A 20956-nucleotide genomic window follows, 5' to 3' on the forward strand; every position below is an offset into this window, starting at 1 on the left:
CGTATATACTTAATTGACAACCATTTTAGTATATCACAGTCTCTTCATCTTTCAACTGATTTCCTTCATCACAAGAGGTCCGAATCATTGTCGATTTGCTGAATGTAACAGGACAGTTCCGTTTCGGCAAATCTTTCCCCTGAGAATAAGTATTCTATGTAATCCAAGTAAGCTTCTGCTACTTCCTTCGGTTCGTAGTCCCCCCAACCGAACGGAAAAGACGTGATGGTAAACTTTTCGATTAAACCTTTTGCCATTTCCAGCCGAGATGGTTCCTTGAACAGTAACCGTTCAATCTCATCCAAAACTTTCAATGTCATGCTGTCCTGTCCTGGCATCGTCAATTCGGCAGGGATCACAACCCGTTCACGATCGAACTTTCGAACGGTCACTTTTTCCTCATAACCCGCTTGATGTAATAATGTCAACGCGAAAGTTAAAATAAGCGGTGCAACATCGGGAAGCTCCACAATTCCTTTTAACAATGGAATCATGTCATTCAGGTCCGTTCCTTCTAGCGCTGCCAATGCGTATTGCTGAGTTAGCGTATCCAATTCCATAAATTCACCGAGAGTTAGCGGCTTTGTTTGAATTTCCGGCTCATTCTGCGCATAACGCTCCGAAAGTCTGCCGTTCAGCTCCCTTAAATAATGGAATTTGCTCAGCAGGGCATCCGGTACAACACCTTCATCGATCAAGGTCCCGATGGTCATTTCAACCTCATCGTATTGCTGCAACTGGATGCTGATTGTCAAATAGAGCTCCATCACATCGATGTAATTGGCCGTGCCGCTCTGTAATAGCCTTGCGGCGATTTCTTTTGCGCGTTCAAAATCTTTCGTCTCGTAAAGGGCTACCGCGTAAGGACCGAGAAATTCTGGAAAGTCAGGTTCATAAACAATCGCCTGGTCAAAAGCTTTGACTGCCTGCTCAAACTCCCCTTTTTCAACGGAGGTCAACCCTTTTTCTACAAGTTTTTCAAATGTTCCAGGGAAGACGACAACATTCGCTTTTTTTCGCAGCCTTCCGTATTTCCTCCGCAATACGCACACCTTCTTTCATCATCCCTACTATAACATAGCCCTTCCCATATTGAAATTAATCCCCGATCTTAAGTAAGTCGTCTAATTCCGACCAATTAGTAATCCGAGGGATATCTAAATGCTGATTATAGGATTGGGTCTTCGTGAACACTTTTAAAGGGAGATTTCTTAACGTTTCTATAATAATCGGCTTGTCATCAAAATAATAATCCAGTTCCAACTCTTTGATAATATGAACTTTATCCTCATCATTCATGCCATAATAAAAACGATCCTGATCGACGGGAAACTGATTGTCGATCATCCATTGCATGGTACGCTCGCCATGTTCTTTTGGCCTTGCCGTAATATAATAGATTTCATGGCCTTCGCTTTCCAATCTTTGCAAAGTCTCCACCGCATCCGGATACGCTGGACATGATGTAAAGTAGATCTCTTCCAATGAACTGTTCCACATTTCACTCCCTTGTTTGGCTGTCATGTCAAAGAGCTCATGGATTTCAACTTTATCTAGCTTATGAAAAAGATCGACCTCAACATTCCGATTTAACTTCCGGTTGTAAATATGAAAAGCATGTTCCCTCAAATTGATCAATGTATCATCAATATCAAAACCGAATTTCATTACTCTGCACCTTCAATCTAGTTCTCTGTTGTATTTCGGATAGCCCGTGAACTTGAAATCTTTCCCTATTTGCGTAATCTGAAGATTTTCCAAATCGACAGCATCTCGCATGAGATTGACGCCCGCACCTTCCAAAAATGTAGGAGCCTGTGTGCCTCCGACCAGCTTAGGCGCGATATAGATTTCCACCTTATCGACGAGCTGATTTTCCAAGAAAGCAGCGTGTATTGTACCTCCTCCTTCAATCAGGACAGAGGAGACTTGCTTTTCCCCAAGGATGCGGACGACATCTTTCGGATCCACATGTGTGATGCCTGATGTATGATAAACGGAAATCCCTTTTTTCTCCAGTTCATCCTTAGCCTTTTGGTCATACGTCTGCGCAGTGAATATCCACGTTGCTGCCTGTCCATCTCGCACCACTTTCGAGGCTAGTGGAATGCGTAAAGTGGAGTCCAAAATGATGCGAATCGGATTCCTCCCATTCGGAATCCTTGTCGTCAATTCTGGATTGTCCTCGATAACCGTATTGACGCCGACTAAAATGCCCATATGTTCATTACGCAGATGATGGACATCTTCCCTTGCTTCGGCGGACGTTATCCACTTGCTGTCAGCGGTGTGCGTCGCAATCTTCCCATCTAATGAGCTACCGGCTTTCATTGTCATAAATGGCTTCTGTTCAACAATAAATTTGTTGAACACTTCATTCATCTTCCGTGACTCTTCTTCCATGACGCCAACGACCACTTCTATTCCCGCGTCTTCTAAAATCTTCACGCCATTGCCGGCGACAATCGGATTCGGATCTAATGTCGCAATGACTACTTTTTGAAGTCCAGCCTCCACAATTGCCATCGCACAAGGACCGGTTCGTCCATAATGTGAACACGGCTCTAGCGTCACATAGATGGTGCCGCCTTTCGCTTTCTCTCCGGCCATCTGGATGGCATGGACCTCAGCATGCGGCTCTCCAGCCTTCAAATGCGTACCGATTCCGACGATGCGGTTCTCATTGACAATTACAGACCCGACAAGTGGATTCGGATCTGTCTGTCCCTTCATGGCACGTGCATTTTCCAAAGCTAAGTTCATGTAAAATTCATGGTTAGTCATTCGGGTGTCCCTTCTTCCCCCAAATGTCCGGACCGCAATATTTTCGTCTGTAAGTATTTCTCATTGTACTCAGATTTATCGCCCCATAGCGGTTCACGCCCGGATACCGGAAGGCCGGCTTTTTGGAGTGCTTCCAGTTTCTTTGGATTATTCGTCATCAGTTTGACAGGTTTGGTCCGCAAAGTCTTTAGCACACGGATGGCATCTTCATAATTTCTTGAATCGTCGACAAATCCAAGACTTTCATTCGCTTCCACTGTATCGTAACCATTTTCTTGCAATACATAGGCCATCGCCTTGCTGAACAAACCGATCCCGCGTCCTTCATGATTGGCTAAATAGAAAAGCGCTCCCGTCCCATGATCGACAATATTTTGCATGGACTGCTTCAACTGATAACCGCAATCGCATCTTTTACTTCCGAAGATATCCCCCGTATGACAAATCGAGTGCATCCGAATCAACGCATCATCCGCTTCTGCAAAGTCCCCGTAAACGAGTACGCTTGACTGTTGGTATTCCGCCAAATTAGCAGATGATAGCTGATCGATGATTTCTTGATAATCTTCCGTCGCCTGACAACGGTTCAGCCAGCAATACCATTGAAAGACGACCGTTTCTCCGTGCAAATTGACGGGGAGTTTGATAGGTCCCACTAAATAGATGGCACCCTCATCCGTCTCGATCATTTGTATTTTTTCCTTCAAGACATCTAATACTTTTGTCTCCAATTTTGCATGTAACATACAATCATTCCTTCTATAGTTAAATGTGGTTAATTTTATAAATCAATTCAATTTATATCTAAAATCCAAGTGCGACATTTCCATAATAGCATAGGGATATGCGTTTTACGATTCATTGATTTTGCTCGAAACACCCCATGTTTCGTCAAACTCTTGACACACTCGACTTATATTGTATACGTATGAGTTTTCTATTCACTAACCACATCACTTTGCCTATCTTACAGAATTATTGGATGTGCAATGAGGAATTGCACATCTACAGTCACCTCTATCAAAAAAAAGCCGTCAGTTCGGGTAACCGATCTGACAGCTATTATTTAGTTCACAAACCACATAATCTCAAATGGTCAATGGCGGCTTTCGCTTCCCTGTAGCTATCCGGGGCTTGCATAATTTCAGGTGTCATAAAACCTTGATAATTCAATTCATTGAGTAGCTGGATTATTTTTTGGAAGTTAAGATTTCCTTTGCCAGGAGCCTGACGGTTACTATCAGCCATATGGATATAAATGAAGCTGCCGTTCGCCTCTCTAAAGCTTGTTTCAATCGATTCGTCTTCTAGATTCATATGGTACACATCGAGCATAAGGAAAAGATTTTCAAAATCCATCTCCCGGATAAATGCAAGACCTTGCTGGGTACTGTTCAAGTTGTTAATCACCTTTTTAGACTGAGGTTCCAGTGCAATCCGGATTCCGTATTTCTCTGCGTGTTCACATACTTGCTCAATGCCTTGCCGTAACCATTGCCACGATTGTTCAGACTGATCGCCATCAATATCTCCCCTTAATTTACCGATATTGACGGGACAACCAAACAGCGAAGCAAATTCCACAATTCCCCTTGCCCTCTTTTGGGCTTCCTTTCTCACACTGTCATCTTTTGCAGTAAAAGTCAGCTTGTCGTCGCTTACGACCGGCCCCGTTCCAATTGCCGCAACATCCAGATCGAAGTGATGAATGAACTTTTCAAAAGAAGATGTATGGATTTTGTTCGGATTACGAACCAGTGGCTCTATCCCGTCATACCCTAGCTCTTTTAGCAACGGGAAGATTTCTTCTGGATCACCGCGAAAACCGAGCGACGGATTTTCAGTTTCCTCCGTTAAAAATGGATAGGCTAATTTCAACGATCATCACCCTTGCATATTAAGTAGTTGACGCTCATTTCTAGTTTCTATATTCGCGCAGAGCATTTAGGCAATCCACTTAATTGGTCAGTTCGAAAAAATGAGTTAGATCAGTCCCTTGCCGTTCTCCCTCTTCCGTTAAACTTTGTATCACTTCTTGCGTAATAGGTATGCCCGATTCCAACCGCTTCATAGCCGTCCGTTCCTCCGGTTCTCCAGGAATAAGAATTTCCTCAAACCCCTGTGCTAACGGAACTTCCTTTGCCCGATTGACAAACGTATCCATCCGATCGGCAAACTCGTCCTTGGAAACGAATAGATCAGGACGTATAGCGATAAAAAGATGTCCGACATTTTGAGGTTCCGTATGATCAAAATAAAGGCTCTTTACCTCTCCTCCAAAGTTCGCTCCTGTAAGAACGCCTGCCAGTAAATCCATCAACATCGCAAGCGCAGAGCCCTTTGCACCGCCAAATGGTAGACAGACGCCTTCGAATGCTTTTTTTGCATCGGTCGTCGGTACCCCATCCGAATCAAGCGCCAAGCCGAGAGGGATCGGTTCATCATGAGTCGCGGCAAGTCGAATTTTCCCCCGCGCGATGACGGTCATGGCCATATCTAAAACGTACGGGGCTTCTTTCCCTCCTGGAACACCAGCAGCGAATGGGCTCGCTCCCAGAAAAGCTTCCCGTCCACCCCAAACCGGTATCGCTGGGGATGAATTTGTATAAGCCAGGGAAATATAGCCCGCATCAATTGCTTGCTTCACGTAAAGAGCTGCCATCCCATAATGTGTGCTCCGCCGAACCCCTACAAGACCAATCCCGTTTTCTTTTGCCAATTGAATCGCCTCGTCCATCGCCTGATGGCCGGCAAGGAAGCCCATCCCGTCATCTCCGTCAATAAGGGAAACAGCCGAAGTCACTTTTTGTACCTTAATAGTTGGCTGCGGATTGACGACTTTACGTCTAATCCGCTCAAGATACATGGGGATGCGTGAGACGCCATGGGAATCCAGTCCGCGTAAATTCGCAGCAACAAGATCACGCGCCACAATTGCCGCATCTTCACTCCGTAAACCGCCCCCTTCCAACAGACGGGTAGCGGCATCCGTTAAATCCTTATAATCAATAGTAATTTCAGACTTCTCCACAACATCTTCTCCCTTCATCTAACAGGGAATCAGCGCTTAAACGATCGTAGAAGTCGGCGGAATTAAAAGAATCTTACCTTTACTCCCTCTATCTTCCATCAACTTGTGCGCCTTGCCCGCTTCTTCCAGCGGAAACTTTTCCCCGATCACAATCTTTAAACTCCCGTTTTCCAGAAACTCGAAGACTTTGTTCGCCGTATCACGTACGGTCTCCGGCCGATGCTTTCGAGTGGTTCCAAAACTAAATCCCAATATAGATCGACAACTAGCAGTCAAATCTGCTGTTTGAATCGTAGCTGTTTCTCCACTTGCATTTCCAAAGTTAACCAATCTGCCGTATTTCGCCAAACATAATAAACTTTGTTCGGTTACTCTCCCCGCTATGGAATCTAATATCAAATCTACTCCCTTTTCTTGGGTGATTTCGAGAACCTTCGCCACAAAATTTTCTTTGGAAGTATTGATGACAAAGTCGGCCCCTGCTTCAAGGGTAGTAGCCACTTTTTCTTCCTTGCTGACAGTTCCGATGACTGTACTAGCACCAAGAAGCTTCGCAAGTTGTATAGCCGTCGTACCGATTCCACCCGCTGCCGCGTGAACGAGTACTGCATCCCCACGTGTCATTCGTCCTACATCTGCCAGCAACTTATAAGAAGTAAATGAAACGATCGGGCACGCTGCCGCCGTTGTAAAATCAACATTCGCTGGTATTTCGAATGTCAGATTCGTATGGGCAACGACATATTCTGCATACGATCCGCCTTGTGGAAATGCAATCACTCGTTGACCCACTTGAAAGTCTTCGACCCCTTCTCCAACCTCCACGATTGTGCCTGCAACATCGAGCCCCGGTATAAAAGGCGGCTGACGATCTTTATTTCCGTAACGAGCTTTGACATCTGCAAAATTAACGCTGGTGGCTTCTACTTTTATTAATAAATGATCAGTTTTTACGAGCGGCATCGAAACTTCAACATACTTTAATACTTCAGGACCTCCAAATTCAGAAACAGTGACTGCATACATCATACAAGCTCCCTTCGTGTTTTCTACCTTCTAATTCACTTGTAAGTATACAGCAAAAAACTTACTTACTGCCTGTCAATGATAGATTGTTAGATAGCTGTCCACCCACCATCTACACGAATGGTTTCACCTGTAATGAAATTCGCCATATTAGAGGCCAAAAATAGTACAGCGCCCGTAACATCACTCGGTTTAGCCAATGTTCCCAATGGAATGCGGCTGATGACATCCTGATAAAAATCTTCATCGTCAAACATCTGTTTAGTGAAATCCGTTTCGATAAAAGTCGGCGCAACGGCATTCACCTTGATTTGATGGGGAGCCCATTCAATGGCCAATGCTTTTGTCATCTGTACGGCACCGCCTTTACTCGAACAATAAGCCACACGTTTGATATAACCGACGAAAGCCATCTGCGAGACGATGTTGATGATCTTCCCCGGAATCTGTTGCTCGATCATATATTTCCCAGCCCGTTGCGAACAGAAGAAACTGCCTTTTAAATTGGTATCCAGCACACGATCCCAATCCTCTTCTGTAACTTCCAGTGCCGGTTTCGGTATGTTGATACCCGCATTGTTGATCAACACATCAATTTGGCCAAGCCGAGAAACAGCAGCGTCGATCATCGTGTAAATTTCATGGACGTTTTGTATATCAGCCGTTAGATAGGAACAGTTGGGCTTAATTTCTCGCAACTCTTCCGTCGTTTTTCTAAGATCGTCTTCGTTCCTGCCTGTAATGATTACATTAGAGCCGCGTCTGGCAAATGCAAATGCGATATCTTTCCCAATCCCTTTGCCCCCACCAACGATAAGAACTTTTTTCCCTTCTAGTTCGGAAAAATCACTCATTATTTCCCCTTCTTTCTGTTGCTTGTCCGCCTGAAAAAAGATCTTAAAAACAGTTAAGCCTGGACGGGTATAAGAGTTGTTGTTTCCACTGTCCCGTATGCTTCTTCATAAATCTTTTGAATTTCTTTGACACTTAACCATCTCGGATTATTCGAAAGCAAACGTTCAACTTTACTAGCCTCTTCAGCAAGTGCAGGGATATCAGAGAAAGCAACCCCTACATCCTTCAGACTTGCTGGGATACCTACGTCCTCAGATAATTGTGCCAATGCTTGCACAGCACAATTTGCAACTTCGCGCAAAGATAGTCCATTTACATTTTCACCCATCGCTTTCGCCACTTCAGCAAATTTCTCCAAATCAGCGACCGCATTGTATTTCATAACAAATGGCAACAGCAAAGAATTGGCTACACCATGGGGGACTTTGTATTTTCCGCCTAGTGGATATGCAAGCGCATGAACGGCTCCCACTCCTGCATTTCCAAGTGAAATCCCAGCCAATAAGCTCCCCATCACCATATCTTCCCGCGCTTTTAAATCCTTGCCATTATAAACAGCTGTCCGTAAAGAACGGGAGATGAGCTTAATAGCTTGCAAGGCAATTCCATCTGTCAATTCATCCGCACGAATTGCCGTGTAGGATTCTACGGCATGAACAAGCGCATCCATCCCAGTTGCTGCTGTTACTGCTGGAGGAACTGTTAAGGTCAATTCAGGATCGACAATCGCCACCTTGGGAAGCAAATAAGGACTGACAATCCCTTTTTTGACCTGATCACGGGTATCCGTAAAAATAGCATTAAAGGTAACTTCCGACCCTGTACCAGCAGTTGTTGGAACTAGAATCGTAGGAACTCCAGGTTTCTCTACTTTTTCGATGCCGACTTTGTCACGAATATCCCCTTTATTCGTTAACATGATAGAAAGGACTTTCGTAATATCAAGAGCACTTCCACCCCCGACACCGACAAGTAAATCGTATCCTTTTCCTTCTATTTTAATTATCATTTCTTCCAGATTTTCAAAAGGCGGCTCTGGAACGACATCATCAATCAGATCAACTTCAATTTCAGCAGCTTTAAGCGGCTCTAACACTTTTGACAGTAATCCCGTTTGACGAATCACCTTATCTGTCACGATGATGATTTTAGATGCGTTCAACTTTTTAGCTTGTTCGCCGATTTGTGCAATAGAACCTGACCCAGTAATCAACGTTTCAGCTGTTCGAAAGTAAGAAATACTCACAAATTAGCCTCCCTTTTCGCTATTTCAGTGATGATCGATTTCACGCTAATTTCAGGACTTGTTAGGATAGGTCTATTTATTGTCATCATGTCAAGTGTCACCAATGCTCTCGCCATACTGAATTGAGCGAACAGAATGACGTCACATTCAGTCGTCAACTCTTTTACCTTCCGATGAATGAGCGCATCGTGTTTCGTACGATCTCCATTTTGTAATGCTTGGAAGGCTTCTGGGATGATCACTGTTTGAATCGAAAGTTCCTTCTGTCTTTCTAAGGAGATTCTTTCAAGTAACTTCGTTGTTGTCGGCCCTGCTGCTTCTACAGTCGCAATGACACCAATCCGTGTGCCTGTTTCTACCGCTTTTTCCAACATACTAAAATCTGCACTGAGTACAGGTACCTCAAATAAGTGGCTATTCTCTACAATGACTGGCGTAAAAGATGAACAAGTCAGTAGAATTCCATCTACTCCACTCATCTCCGCTTTTTCTACTAAATGCAACAAACGGCGAGCCATCCCTTTTGTGACAATTCCTGTTTCATTTAATTCAAAAATAAGACTTTCATCCATAAAATTCACCAAGGTAACTTGTGGTGCATGAGCTTGAAAAGCCTCTAAAATTGGCTGCACTGAGTTCATCGTTGCATGGATCAGCCCAATTCTATAATCTTGACCAGACAATTTATTACCTCCTGACTACCTATTGAATTCACTTCCAATTAAAAATTTGAGCTATTATTGGTGTAAAATCAGTGTATGATATTTATAGAAATAAGAAAAATACCTATTTTCTATAAAATTCAATAGATATTTTCTATTTCAAGGGCAGGGTTATTATATGGATAGAAAAGACTGGCTCATGTTGCAGAAAGTTTATGCTGAAAAAATATTTCGAAGGTAGCTGAACTTCTTTATATTTCGAAGTCAACTTTAACGTATCGCTTGCAACAAATTGAAATAAATTTGAATTAAGCTCTTTTCCAGAAGAAGAAGGGGCGTTGTTTTCATATAGTAAGGAAAGCTATTAGTTGCCTATTATGAATGTCGATAATGTAGAAATCACTAAAAACGGAAACATCGCCTTTTACGAATCATTAACTCAGACCAGAATCCCGGCCTGAGTTAATGATAATAATTGATGAAGTTACGATCAATTACGCCTCGGCGTAATTGCGTCCAGATTTTGAATCGAGCTTGCTCGATTAACTCCTTTCAAAATCTGTGACATCCGCCGGAGGCTTAACTTGAATCAGCAGGGAGTTTGGACTCCCTCTGATTCAAATGCCTTCTGGCATTCATCCCGCCACTTATGGAAGTGGGGGACTTCTGCTGAATCAAGTTAAAATCTTCTTTATGCTTCCTCACTAACAATCAGTTTTTTCCCTCTTAGCTTTAAAAGAAGCGGGATTGAAATCCACAGCAGCCCAGCGATGATGAAAGTGAGGGCAATGGGCTTTTCAAAGAAAATCGAGACACTACCATCGGATAGCGTTAATGCTCTTCTTAGATTGTTTTCAATCATCGGTCCAAGGACTATTCCGAGCACAAGAGGTGCAATCGGGAAATCATTTTTCGAAAGAAAATAACCAGCTACCCCACATATAATTAACAGTATTAAATCAAAAACGGAAAGCTGGACAGCATATACGCCAAAAAACGAAAACGCTACAATGAGTGGAATTAAGTATTTTGTAGGTGTTTCCACTACTTTGGCGAACACTTTCACCATCGGCAAATTCAAAATTAGTAAAATGGCATTTCCCACAAACATACTAGCAATCAATCCCCAAGCAACACTCGGGTGCTCCTCGAATAATAGCGGACCTGGTGTAATATTAAACATAATAAACGCACTCATTAAAATGGCAGTCGACCCCGATCCAGGTATGCCCAACGTCAGCAAAGGTACCATGGCGCCTCCTGCTGCCGCGTTATTCGCAGATTCCGGGGCGGCTACCCCTTCAATGGCACCCGTTCCAAATTTCTTAGGATCTTTGCTCACTTTTTTCTCCATAATGTATGAGAAAAATGAAGCAAGTGTCGCTCCCGCGCCGGGAAGAACTCCTACAAAGAATCCAAGAATAGATCCTCGAGCAATCGGCATAGAACTATCCTTTAATTCTTGTTTCGAAGGAAGGATTCTTGTAATCTTGGCAATTTCTCCATCATTTTGCTCTCTTTCTAATATAGTTTTAAAGACTTCCCCCACCGCAAAAAGTCCGACTGCAATTGTTAGAAATTCCAATCCCGAATAAAGTGTGGGGATATCGTACGTAAATCGGGCGACTCCAGAGACTGCATCGATTCCAATCGTGGCAAGCAGTAGGCCCAAGACTGTCATCATCAACGCTTTCGTCATTGATTTTCCTCCTAGACTGCTGACAGCGAGCAGACCAAGGAGCATCAATGCGGTATATTCGGCCGGTCCAAACTTCAGAGCAACGCTAGCCAGCGGAGTGGCCAAAAGAACAAGACCGAGCAACGCCACGATTCCGGCAGCAAAGGACCCGATTGCACAAATAGCCAGCGCCACACCAGCTCGTCCTTTCTTGGCCATTTGATGCCCATCCAATGTCGTAACGACAGAAGAAGATTCACCGGGTGTATTTAATAAAATGGAAGTTGTAGAACCACCATACATTGCACCGTAATAAACCCCTGCCAGAAGAATAATCGAACTGGTAGCCGCTTGTTCAGCAGGGAGCCCCCCTGTAATAGAGGCCGTGATCGGCATTAACAGCGCTATTCCACTCATAGGTCCAATACCAGGTAGAACACCCACGGCCGTACCGATTAGCACACCAAAAAAGGCAAATAATAGGTTTTGCCATTGAAATGCTGTTGCAAAACCTTGAAATAGATAATCGATCGTCCCCATATAACCCCCTCCTAAAGACTAATCCACTCTGGAAATGGTGGAAGTGTACCTTTCAATAGAATGACAAATAAATAATAAACACTAGTGGAGAAACCGCCAGCCACCAAAAGTGACACCCATATTCTCCCTCTCTGCATCGTTTGGAATCCAACTAATAAGAAGAGGAAAGTAGTGATTACATAACCAAGCGTTTCTAAAAGTAACGCATACAGAATGGCAGCTGCTAAAATAATAGCAAATCGCTTGTAATCAAGCTTAATTTTATTTTTTCCCGTATCCGAATAACGGAATGTTTCAAAGACAAGGCGGAAACTTAATAAAATCAGCACCATCCCTAAAGCCATCGGAAAAACATTAGGGCCAACTGCACTTCCATATGCATTCTGAGAAAGTTTAAAACTTTCAACCATAAATATTGCCCCAACAGCAAGAAATAAAATACCTGTGTAGCGGTCAAAGGCTTTACTCATGTCTTTCCCTCCTCTCTTATTAAAGAAGGCAGCTTTGGGGTGTAAACCAGCTGCCTACCTTACTACGAAAAGACTACTTTGCCATACCAAGATCCTCATAAATTTCCGTGTACATCGCCTCTTCTTCTTCCATCAGTTTGGTGAACTCATCTGAAGCGACATAACCATCTTGCCAACCGTGTTTTTCAATTTCAGTAGTCCATCCTTCCGTTTTAACAAGTTCGGCTATGGTCGCTTCCCAAAATGCTTTAGCCTCTTTTGACATCCCTTTCGGACCATAAATTCCGCGCCAGTTGGTCAATTCAGCATCGATGCCTTGTTCTTTATAGGTAGGAATGTCAGCAAACTCCCCTTCTAACCTTTCGGAAGAAGAAATGCCAAGAATCTTCACTTTTCCCGCTTTCACATATTCATAGACCGAGGAAACATCTGAACTAATTACATCTGCGTTACCTCCCAATAGAGCAGTCAAAGCTTCTCCGCCTCCGTCATACGAAATATATTTAAGTTTGTTAATATCGACTCCAGCTTTACTCGCAGGATAAATCGCATTCAAATGATCAAACGATCCCGGTCCGGAACCGCCGGAAAAGGAGATAGAGGAAGGATTGTCCTTCAAATCGGCAAATAATGTCTCCAACGTATCGTATTTTGAATCTACAGGAACGGCTAAGACATCATATTCCGTAACGAGCCTTGCGATTGGTTCCACATCTCGGAATGAGACCGGGCTATTTCCATCCTTTTTGATGTAATTTAAAATAAATGGCGTTGAAGTGGCGAGTATCCTATAATCGTTGTTTTTGTTCATATTGGCAAAATCAACAATACCTACAACTTGACCTCCACCCGGTTTATTTTCGACTGTAGCCGCTGTTTTCAAGAGCTCTTCTTTTGACAGAACATTACTTAAGACCCTAGCCATCGTATCAATTCCACCTCCCGCCCCAGATGGGACAGTGAACGTGATAGGTTTATCCGGATACTCGCTAGCGGATGCACTTTGCTCCCCGTCTCCAGTCAAATTTTCTGAAGAACTACATGCAGCTATCACTGTAGCTAACATGGCCAATAGAGATATAAACAATAATTTCTTCATCAAAATCCCCCTCGTAATAGTTGTTTTGGGTAATCCGTTCAATCGTTCTTTAGTACAACATTGACTTTTCCAATCACACCTTTCAATCTAGACAGCGCTTTCAAAACGCTTTAATAAAGAATCTACACCTTACTAAAAAAGTGTACCTGATGATTCGGTATCAGAAAAATAGCGATAATTCATAAGAAGAGATTCAATTTTCGAATAACTCTGTACACAGCAAGATTATTGTTCTTCTTCTTTTCTAACGGCTATTACCATCGCCTCTACCTGAAACGACTGAACGTCGTTATCTTTTATATCAATAGAAAAGAATTTAACGAGATCCTCTGAAGATGAAATGATAAATTCATTTAATTCCGTTTTGTCCTTTTCAGGGAGATCCATCATTTCACACCATGCTTCAAATAAAAACCTCTTCTTGAAACTCGTAAGACCTTCCATTCGAAATCCTTTTCGTTCTAGTAAGGAAATCCACTCTGATTTCTTGTAGGCCCGATAGTGACTAGGATCTCTTTTCTTTTCGATAAAATTATAAAATTGATCGTATTCGTCTAATTCTGGGGCAATGTTGTCAATTAAGATGAATAAACCATTTGCTTCTAACACACGATGCACTTCGATTACAAAGCGGTCTATATTAGGAAAATGATGCGGAGCTATTCTGCAGGATACAGTGTCAAATACTTTGTCTGGAAAAGGCAATGATTCGGCGTCTCCTTGAACAAAAGAAACATTTGTATGGCCATTTCCTTCGATAAATTCTTTTGCCTTTTTCAACATTCCAGGAGTCAAATCTAGCGCCGTCACTTTTTCAAAGATGGGGGCCACAGCGTTCGCCACATGACCTCCCCCTGTAGCAATATCGAGAAGTTTTTCTTTTTTACTTTCCTTTGCTATTTCAACCAGCATATCAAGGTCTTTTCCTTTTGCATGCCCTTCACTCGTTACATATTTCCTAGCATTCTTTCCAAATTGGTGAATGACATTCTCTTTATTACTCATCCTGTCCCCTCCCCCTATTGATCAAAACAGAGTGTTTCTACCTTAATACGAAAGATCTTTTAAATGTGCAACAGCACGAACTAAGAAATCAGGTTTACCAAAACTACCTGATTTTAAGACAATTAACATATGACGCCCTAAAGCCAATCCAGACGGTACTCCAGTCTCGATTTCTTCCAGAATATAATTTCCTTTTATACCTAATTTTCTACTGACAGTTCCAGAAGTGTTTCCACCCGCTATCACTAATTTCTTTAGACTTGTAGCATTTTCAATCTGCCCTGTAATATCAGCTAACGTTGCTGAAACCATTTTACTTATAAGGAGCGGGTCGATATTTAGTTTCAAACCCATTTCCTTCGTTTCTAAAACCACTTCTTCTTCGTTATTAGCCATCATTAATACATCTTTTCCTTGTCTTAAAAGGAGTTGAGCTGCCTCAAAAACACGCCTTACTTCTTTTTCACGTTCAGTATGAACAAATATTTTACGAGAATCCAGTACAATACTAGGGACCCCAGAAGAAATAAGATAAGCGGTCTGTGCTCTAGTCTGTGGCGTTAAACTTCCAGAGACGACTAAAACACCAAGATCATCAGTTAGATCTAAATTCATGAAGGAATGACTTATGGGTTGTACTTGTAAAAACTTAGGTAGCTCTTCAGCAATGGCCGAACTACCACCAAGAACTTTATAATCATGAACTGCCTCTGCTACAATTGTTAGATCTGCCTGTGTTTCGCTATCAATTAAACAGTAGTTGAATTCTTTCCGTCTTTCCTCGATTGCTGTTCGTAAAACGGATGCTCCCCGTCTAACAGTCTCTATGTCTATAAAGGTTACTTTTCTCTTTGTTTGTCCTTGTAAAATATCTACTAGATTAGATTGATACATAGGGTGCACGGGATCACGAGAAAACTCGGAGTCCTCCAATAATTTACCATGTACTGTATGGACAGCATTCTTTGTTTGCCTCCCATTTTTAGGAAATGCTAAACTAATAATCGCAAATTCCTCCCCAAGAGCATCCAGCATGGCATCAAATTCCTTTCCTATATTTCCGCGAAAGACGGAACATGTCTTATTAAAGAATAAGGAACAGCCGATCCCCTGCAATGCTTTGGTCGCTTTATAGACTTTTTCATAACTAAGATCAGGCGAATCTAACCTACTGTCCGTATCAATAATCATGACATTAGAATCCACTTCCAAACTTTCATCTTCACCATAAGTGACAACTTTTGCGGAATATTGATTATGGCTGAACATCAAGCCAATATCATTGGCCCCTGTTGTATCGTCTGCTACAACACCTATTGGTTTTATCATATCAATCCCTCTTTTCACAGTTTTTCAACTTCGATTAGTAGACTTTCCGACTAATCTTTTCCTCGGTTTGTAGAAAGAATCTTCCAAAAAACTTTGGACAGTTTTTTCTGGAATTACACTTAATTGAACCTCTGACTTCTTGGCTTTTAAAATCATGCGGCAAGCCATCTCTAATGTTTCTAGTCTCATCTGCGCTTCTGGAACACTATCATCACATACAACAACTCCATGATTTCGCATCATAATAATATTTGCGTTTTGCGCTTTTTCGCTCACCGCATCTGCTAACTCTTGTGAGCCGGGATGATGATAATCTACATAAGCGATAGTTTCGAGATAATACATTGTTTCTATAAATAGTTCAGAAAGGATTGGCTCATTACTACATGCAAACAAGGTTATATAAAAGGGCGAGGAATGTAAAATAGCATTGACATCTTCACGTTCACGGTAGATTCCAAGATGCATCGGTGTTTCTTTAGAAGCTTTTCTTTTACTTTCTTTTTCGCCAGTACCAATCTGATATTCCACGAAATCCTCCATGCTCAAATTTGCCATGTATGTTCCAGAGGCTGTAATGACCATTCGATTTTCATCAATTCGAGCACTCATATTTCCTGATGTTCCCCAAGCTAATTGATTTGAAATAAGGTACTGACCCGTATAAATTAGTTGTTGCCTTGCATCCATAAAAACCCCCACCGCCTTCTTTTATTATTGTAAAATCAGTGTATGATAATTGTAGAGATAAACAAAATATTGATTTTCTATAAAATTCAATAGAGATTTTCTATTTTGAGGGAGGGATTCTTACATGGATAAAAAAGACTGGCTCATTTTGCAGAAAGTTTACGCTGAAAAAAATATTACGAAGGCAGCAGAACTCCTCTATATTTCGCAGCCGACTTTAACGTATCGCTTACAACAAATAGAAAAAGAGTTTGACATTAAACTTTTTTCTAGAGGAAGAAGGGGCGTTGTTTTTACAGAACAAGGAGAGTTAATAGCTGCCTACGCGGAAGAGATGCTACACCGGGAACAAGATCTACTTGAATTATTATGGAATTCCAGAAATGAAGTGCGTGGGACACTACGATTAAGTGTTTCAAGAACATTTGCTTTTTATCGGCTACCACAAATGCTAAAAGCTTTTAATGAGAAATTCCCTAAAGTTGAATTCCATGTGAATACAGGAGTAAACATAGATGTCATTCAATCCATCTATAAGCAAGATGCACATATCGGTATTGTGAGAGGTGAGCATAACTGGCCAAGTAGCAATCGTACGTTTTCAGAAGAACATATTACAATCCTTTCATCCAAAGAAATTGACTTAACAGAACTTCCCTCCATGCGAAGAATCAGTTATCAGACAGATCCTACCTTGGAAATGGTCATCGACACCTGGTGGAAGGACAATTTTTCTAAACCGTCCATCAGCAATATGAATGTCGATAACGTCGAAATCGCCAAAAGAATGGTGTTAAACGGATTAGGTTATTGTATCGTACCTAGTATTGTCTTAGAGCCAAATGATAAGCTGCACAAAATATATCTTCGGGATACGACGGGCTCCCCAATCGTATGGAGAACACGCATTTTATATCGGGAAGAACTTCTGGAATTGGATATGGTAAGAGAGTTCGTCGATTTTATTCAAGATTATCACCGTACTTACTTTGAAAACGAGATTGAATGATTAAGTTATAGAAAAAACCAATCGATAAGTATAGAAAAAACATATTTTCTTAATTTCTAACTTTGTAATACAGTAATTATAGAAAGTTCAAGCACTCCCCATATTTCACAAGAGAGAGGATTGTTAAGAAATGACTATTTATCGTCTTGGTGTACTAGCAGGTGATGGGATTGGTCCGGAAATTGTAAGCGCTACAGTGGAAGTATTTAAAACGGCTGCCTCCAAAGTGGGGCTTGAGATTGAGTGGATTGATTTGCCTATGGGATGGGATGGCATCAAACGACACAACGATCCTCTACCAAAGGTAACGACAGATGCATTGGAAAACACACATGGATGGATACTCGGGCCCCATGATTCTGTCGCTTATCCGCCTGAACATCAAGGGAAACGTAACCCAAGTGGCGCACTTCGCCATACACTTGATCTGTTTGCCAATATTCGTCCAGCCAAAACAATGCCAGGTATCAAAAGCGTAGCGGGAGAAGCTGATTTGATCATCTTCCGCGAAAATACAGAAGGGTTTTACGCAGATCGCAACATGTTTGCGGGTCACGGGGAATGGCAAATTACGGAGGATGTCGTTGTCACATCGGGTGTTTTTACAAGACAAGCCATAGAACGAATTGCTCATTCAGCTTTCAAAATGGCCATGAAGCGCCGTAAAAAAGTAACAATTGTCCATAAAGCAAATGTCCTCCATTTAAGTATGGGCTTATTTTTAAAAGTTTGCCGGGAAGTCGCTGAACAATATCCAGAAGTTGAGGTAGATGACTATCATATCGATGCAATGGCTGCCCACCTAGTTCGAAGAGCAAAAGATTTTGACGTAATTGTAACGGAAAATATGTACGGGGATATTCTTTCTGATTTAGCAGGTGAACTTGTTGGAAGTCTAGGACTAGCCCCTTCTATCAATACAAACGAAAATCTGGCCATGTCCCAGGCAGCTCATGGTTCTGCTCCGGATATTGCAGGCCTCGATATAGGAAACCCGACAGGAATTATGCTTTCAACGGTAATGCTAATGGAATGGCTAGCCGAAAGGCATCGTGATGAACAGCTTGAAGAAGTAGGTAAATTGGTGGAACAGGGTCTGTACCAATCACTGAAAGACGGTATAAAAACAAAAGATTTAGGCGGTACTGCCTCTACATCTGAATTTGCACAGGCTATTTCGGAAAGAATCGAGAAAACGGTTATAACCCCCATAGCTTAATAAAAAACCGCTATGAACATTGAATGAATAATGTTCATAGCGGTTTTTTCAACGTGGTCCAGCGTGTGGCAGTCTTTCTTTTTAGTTCTTATTCGAGTCCCCCAACAGTTAAACTATAAATTCGTTGCGTTGAAGGTATCGCCTTCGTTGATTGTTCCTTTTTCAAAGCCTTTCGAAAACCATCGTTTTCTTTGTTCGGAAGTTCCGTGTGTGAAACTGTCAGGGACGACACGGCCTTGAGCTTGTCTTTGAAGACGGTCATCACCGACAGCACTTGCAGCATTGATCGCTTCTTCGATATCCCCTTCATCTAGAACATTCAACTCTTTTTCATGATGTGCCCATACTCCTGCAAAATAATCGGCTTGTAATTCCAATCGGACCGAGTATTGATTGAATTCCTTTTCACTTAACTTAGAGCGGAGCGCATTCACTTTATCACTCGTTCCTAAAAGAGTTTGGACATGATGCCCCACTTCATGGGCAATGACGTAGGCCATCGCGAAATCGCCCGGTGCCTGGAATCGATCACGAAGTTCCTCAAAGAAACTCAAATCGATATACAATTTATGATCTCCCGGGCAATAAAAAGGGCCAACTGCCGAATTGGCCGTCCCGCAAGCGGATTGAACAATGTCCGTATATAACACCAATTTTGGATTTTCGTAGGTCATCCCTTGTTCTTGAAACAATTCAGACCAAATGGCTTCCGTATCTGCAAGAACAACCGATACAAATTCAGCCATTTCTTTTTCCTCAGCCGTTTCTTCGTAAGGAACGGTGTTGCCATTCCCACCGATTTGCGAGCCATTTAACAATTCTCCCGGATCTCCTCCAAGAAATGTAAACAGCAAGATAAGGATGATTCCCCCGATCCCGCCTCCCGCAATTGCGACTCCGCCTTTCCTGTTCCCTCTTCGGTCTTCAACATTGGCACTACCTTTTCGCCCTTTCCACTCCATATAAATCCCTCCATATTACAATACACAATAATGATTATCTTGAATGACGTCTCACTAGTTGTTGTATACCCAAATTTTCGGATGTCTAATTCATCTTGGCTCCTTGAAGATTTTCCACCCCTATAGTAAAAGCCGTCCGCTTTCTTAACCTCAATGGTCAAGAAGCAGACGGCTTCTGTAAATGATATCTCAACTTATCAGCGAATTGTTAAATATTTAGGTACTTACGTTCTCACGCCCGCAACAACATCCGTTCCAATGCGTTGATCGCCTCTTTTGTCGTGTCTTCGTCAACCGTAATAACATTCACTTTTTCCCCGTTCACAATACTTTCTAAACTCCATAACAAATGGGGCAAGTCAATGCGGTTCATGGTCAAACATGGGCACATGCTTGGATTCAAGGAAATAATCTGTTTATCCGGATGGTGCTGAATAAGCCTGTTCACCAAGTTCATTTCTGTTCCGATCGCCCATTTACTACCTGATGGTGCTTTTTCAATCGTATCGATTATATATTTAGTTGAACCGTTGTCGTCAGCCAATGCGACGACTTCACGGGAACATTCTGGATGAACGATAATTTGCATATCCGGGTGCTGTTGACGGATGTCCACAATATTCTTCACCGTGAAGTTTTCATGGACGGAACAATGGCCTTTCCATAAAATCACTTTGACGTCTTCCAGCGCCCCTTCATAGACAAGCTTATCCTGAATAGGATCCCAAACAGCCATCTGTTCAAGTGGAATGCCGATATCGAATGCCGTATTGCGACCAAGATGTTGATCTGGCAAAAACAGAATCCGCTCTTTTTGCGTGAATGCCCATTTGACCATCGCATGCGCATTCGATGACGTCACCGTCGCTCCGCCGTTTATCCCGACGAACGCTTTGATGGCCGCCGTTGAGTTGACATATGTGAGCGGCACAATTGTTTCGTCAAACATTTCCATAAGTGCATCCCATGCTCGATCCGTCTGAAAAATGTCCGCCATATCGGCCATCGAACAGCCTGCACGCATATCTGGCAAATACACTTTTTGCCGATCATTCGTTAAAATATCTGCAGTTTCCGCCATGAAGTGGACACCACAGAAAACGATATGCTCGGCCTTTTCATTCGCTGCACAAAGTTGAGCGAGTTGTAACGAGTCGCCGGTCGCATCGGCAAATTGGATGACTTCATCTTTCTGATAGTGATGCCCGGGGATGAATAGCTTTTCCCCAAGCTGCTCTTTAATTTCCCGAATACGCGCTTCCATTTGCTCACGTATGAGCTGCCTGTAATGCTCCGGCAATGTACCACTCTTATTTTCTTCAAAATACTGTAAAATAGACATGCAGACCCC

General features: G+C 42.4%; 21 protein-coding genes. 3 read left to right on the forward strand and 18 right to left on the reverse strand.

Features of this window, described 5'->3' with window-relative positions; translation table 11 throughout:
- Positions 1-68 precede the first annotated feature (68 nt).
- The 10 genes from MHZ95_RS05410 to MHZ95_RS05455 all read right to left on the reverse strand — a co-directional run bounded on the left by MHZ95_RS05410 (position 69) and on the right by MHZ95_RS05455 (position 9625).
- On the reverse strand, positions 69-1043 hold the full coding sequence (locus MHZ95_RS05410) for a tetratricopeptide repeat protein (protein WP_239389504.1): 975 nt from the start codon (positions 1041-1043) through the stop codon (positions 69-71).
- Between the two features lie 55 nt (positions 1044-1098).
- Positions 1099-1668 (reverse strand): 5' nucleotidase, NT5C type, encoded by a 570-nt coding sequence (locus MHZ95_RS05415; protein WP_239389505.1) that lies wholly within the window; start codon positions 1666-1668, stop codon positions 1099-1101.
- Between the two features lie 12 nt (positions 1669-1680).
- The gene (gene ribD, locus MHZ95_RS05420) at positions 1681-2784 is read right to left on the reverse strand and encodes a bifunctional diaminohydroxyphosphoribosylaminopyrimidine deaminase/5-amino-6-(5-phosphoribosylamino)uracil reductase RibD (RefSeq protein WP_239389506.1); all 1104 of its coding nucleotides are present in this window, start codon (positions 2782-2784) and stop codon (positions 1681-1683) included.
- Positions 2781-3530: a GTP cyclohydrolase II gene (locus MHZ95_RS05425; RefSeq protein ID WP_239389507.1), complete on the reverse strand. Its 750-nt coding sequence runs from the start codon at positions 3528-3530 to the stop codon at positions 2781-2783. The genes ribD and MHZ95_RS05425 overlap by 4 nt, the downstream gene beginning before the upstream one ends.
- A gap of 325 nt (positions 3531-3855) precedes the next feature.
- On the reverse strand, positions 3856-4662 hold the full coding sequence (locus tag MHZ95_RS05430) for a sugar phosphate isomerase/epimerase family protein (protein ID WP_239389508.1): 807 nt from the start codon (positions 4660-4662) through the stop codon (positions 3856-3858).
- A gap of 79 nt (positions 4663-4741) precedes the next feature.
- Positions 4742-5815: an Ldh family oxidoreductase gene (locus MHZ95_RS05435; RefSeq protein WP_239389509.1), complete on the reverse strand. Its 1074-nt coding sequence runs from the start codon at positions 5813-5815 to the stop codon at positions 4742-4744.
- Between the two features lie 36 nt (positions 5816-5851).
- Entirely contained in the window at positions 5852-6841 is a 990-nt protein-coding gene (locus MHZ95_RS05440) for a quinone oxidoreductase family protein (RefSeq protein ID WP_239389510.1), read from the reverse strand.
- Between the two features lie 89 nt (positions 6842-6930).
- Positions 6931-7737 (reverse strand): SDR family NAD(P)-dependent oxidoreductase, encoded by an 807-nt coding sequence (locus MHZ95_RS05445; protein WP_370642917.1) that lies wholly within the window; start codon positions 7735-7737, stop codon positions 6931-6933.
- Between the two features lie 11 nt (positions 7738-7748).
- Positions 7749-8942, reverse strand: coding sequence for an iron-containing alcohol dehydrogenase (locus MHZ95_RS05450; protein WP_239389512.1), 1194 nt, complete (start codon positions 8940-8942; stop codon positions 7749-7751).
- Positions 8939-9625: an aspartate/glutamate racemase family protein gene (locus MHZ95_RS05455; protein ID WP_239389513.1), complete on the reverse strand. Its 687-nt coding sequence runs from the start codon at positions 9623-9625 to the stop codon at positions 8939-8941. The genes MHZ95_RS05450 and MHZ95_RS05455 overlap by 4 nt, the downstream gene beginning before the upstream one ends.
- A gap of 234 nt (positions 9626-9859) precedes the next feature.
- Here MHZ95_RS05455 and MHZ95_RS20975 point away from each other — a divergent pair, with 234 nt between their 5' ends.
- On the forward strand, positions 9860-9916 hold the full coding sequence (locus MHZ95_RS20975; protein ID WP_370642918.1) for a hypothetical protein: 57 nt from the start codon (positions 9860-9862) through the stop codon (positions 9914-9916).
- 379 nt (positions 9917-10295) lie between these two features.
- Here the strand turns inward: MHZ95_RS20975 and MHZ95_RS05460 are convergent, their stop codons facing one another.
- The 6 genes from MHZ95_RS05460 to MHZ95_RS05485 form a co-directional block, all read right to left on the reverse strand.
- Entirely contained in the window at positions 10296-11822 is a 1527-nt protein-coding gene (locus MHZ95_RS05460) for a tripartite tricarboxylate transporter permease (RefSeq protein ID WP_239389514.1), read from the reverse strand.
- Positions 11823-11833: 11 nt separating this feature from the next.
- Positions 11834-12292 carry a tripartite tricarboxylate transporter TctB family protein gene (locus MHZ95_RS05465; protein ID WP_239389515.1) on the reverse strand — a complete coding sequence of 153 codons (459 nt, stop codon included), beginning with the start codon at positions 12290-12292 and terminating at the stop codon, positions 11834-11836.
- A gap of 73 nt (positions 12293-12365) precedes the next feature.
- Positions 12366-13391, reverse strand: coding sequence for a Bug family tripartite tricarboxylate transporter substrate binding protein (locus tag MHZ95_RS05470; protein WP_239389516.1), 1026 nt, complete (start codon positions 13389-13391; stop codon positions 12366-12368).
- Between the two features lie 225 nt (positions 13392-13616).
- Entirely contained in the window at positions 13617-14396 is a 780-nt protein-coding gene (locus tag MHZ95_RS05475; RefSeq protein ID WP_239389517.1) for a class I SAM-dependent methyltransferase, read from the reverse strand.
- A 42-nt stretch (positions 14397-14438) separates the two neighbouring features.
- On the reverse strand, positions 14439-15725 hold the full coding sequence (locus MHZ95_RS05480) for a four-carbon acid sugar kinase family protein (RefSeq protein ID WP_239389518.1): 1287 nt from the start codon (positions 15723-15725) through the stop codon (positions 14439-14441).
- Positions 15726-15749: 24 nt separating this feature from the next.
- Entirely contained in the window at positions 15750-16415 is a 666-nt protein-coding gene (locus MHZ95_RS05485) for a class II aldolase/adducin family protein (RefSeq protein WP_239389519.1), read from the reverse strand.
- 124 nt (positions 16416-16539) lie between these two features.
- On the opposite strand from MHZ95_RS05485, the gene MHZ95_RS05490 reads away from it, so the two are divergent.
- Both MHZ95_RS05490 and MHZ95_RS05495 read left to right on the forward strand, forming a co-directional pair.
- Complete coding sequence (locus MHZ95_RS05490) at positions 16540-17424, forward strand: LysR family transcriptional regulator (RefSeq protein ID WP_239389520.1); 885 nt, start codon at positions 16540-16542, stop codon at positions 17422-17424.
- 130 nt (positions 17425-17554) lie between these two features.
- Complete coding sequence (locus tag MHZ95_RS05495) at positions 17555-18643, forward strand: isocitrate/isopropylmalate dehydrogenase family protein (RefSeq protein WP_239389521.1); 1089 nt, start codon at positions 17555-17557, stop codon at positions 18641-18643.
- Positions 18644-18756: 113 nt separating this feature from the next.
- On the opposite strand, the gene ypfJ is transcribed toward MHZ95_RS05495, so the two are convergent.
- Together ypfJ and nadA are read right to left on the reverse strand one after the other, a co-directional pair.
- A complete protein-coding gene (gene ypfJ / locus MHZ95_RS05500; protein WP_239389522.1) occupies positions 18757-19605 on the reverse strand; it encodes a KPN_02809 family neutral zinc metallopeptidase in 849 nt (282 codons plus the stop codon).
- 232 nt (positions 19606-19837) lie between these two features.
- Positions 19838-20947, reverse strand: a complete 1110-nt coding sequence (gene nadA / locus MHZ95_RS05505; protein WP_239389523.1) for a quinolinate synthase NadA — start codon at positions 20945-20947, stop codon at positions 19838-19840.
- Positions 20948-20956 lie beyond the last annotated feature (9 nt).

It is taken from the genome of Sporosarcina sp. ACRSM, from assembly GCF_022346545.1.
GTDB lineage: Bacteria > Bacillota > Bacilli > Bacillales_A > Planococcaceae > Sporosarcina.

What these genes read in the sequence shown, in the direction of transcription:
- MHZ95_RS05440 (WP_239389510.1), bottom strand. Translation starts at nt 6,841, where the DNA reads ATGTATGCAGTCACTGTTTCTGAATTTGGAGGTCCTGAAGTATTAAAG.
- ribD (WP_239389506.1), bottom strand. Translation starts at nt 2,784, where the DNA reads ATGACTAACCATGAATTTTACATGAACTTAGCTTTGGAAAATGCACGT.
- MHZ95_RS05470 (WP_239389516.1), bottom strand. Translation starts at nt 13,391, where the DNA reads ATGAAGAAATTATTGTTTATATCTCTATTGGCCATGTTAGCTACAGTG.
- MHZ95_RS05460 (WP_239389514.1), bottom strand. Translation starts at nt 11,822, where the DNA reads ATGGGGACGATCGATTATCTATTTCAAGGTTTTGCAACAGCATTTCAA.
- ypfJ (WP_239389522.1), bottom strand. Translation starts at nt 19,605, where the DNA reads ATGGAGTGGAAAGGGCGAAAAGGTAGTGCCAATGTTGAAGACCGAAGA.
- MHZ95_RS05485 (WP_239389519.1), bottom strand. Translation starts at nt 16,415, where the DNA reads ATGGATGCAAGGCAACAACTAATTTATACGGGTCAGTACCTTATTTCA.
- MHZ95_RS05425 (WP_239389507.1), bottom strand. Translation starts at nt 3,530, where the DNA reads ATGTTACATGCAAAATTGGAGACAAAAGTATTAGATGTCTTGAAGGAA.
- MHZ95_RS05490 (WP_239389520.1), top strand. Translation starts at nt 16,540, where the DNA reads ATGGATAAAAAAGACTGGCTCATTTTGCAGAAAGTTTACGCTGAAAAA.
- MHZ95_RS05415 (WP_239389505.1), bottom strand. Translation starts at nt 1,668, where the DNA reads ATGAAATTCGGTTTTGATATTGATGATACATTGATCAATTTGAGGGAA.
- MHZ95_RS05475 (WP_239389517.1), bottom strand. Translation starts at nt 14,396, where the DNA reads ATGAGTAATAAAGAGAATGTCATTCACCAATTTGGAAAGAATGCTAGG.
- MHZ95_RS05495 (WP_239389521.1), top strand. Translation starts at nt 17,555, where the DNA reads ATGACTATTTATCGTCTTGGTGTACTAGCAGGTGATGGGATTGGTCCG.
- MHZ95_RS05465 (WP_239389515.1), bottom strand. Translation starts at nt 12,292, where the DNA reads ATGAGTAAAGCCTTTGACCGCTACACAGGTATTTTATTTCTTGCTGTT.
- nadA (WP_239389523.1), bottom strand. Translation starts at nt 20,947, where the DNA reads ATGTCTATTTTACAGTATTTTGAAGAAAATAAGAGTGGTACATTGCCG.
- MHZ95_RS05480 (WP_239389518.1), bottom strand. Translation starts at nt 15,725, where the DNA reads ATGATAAAACCAATAGGTGTTGTAGCAGACGATACAACAGGGGCCAAT.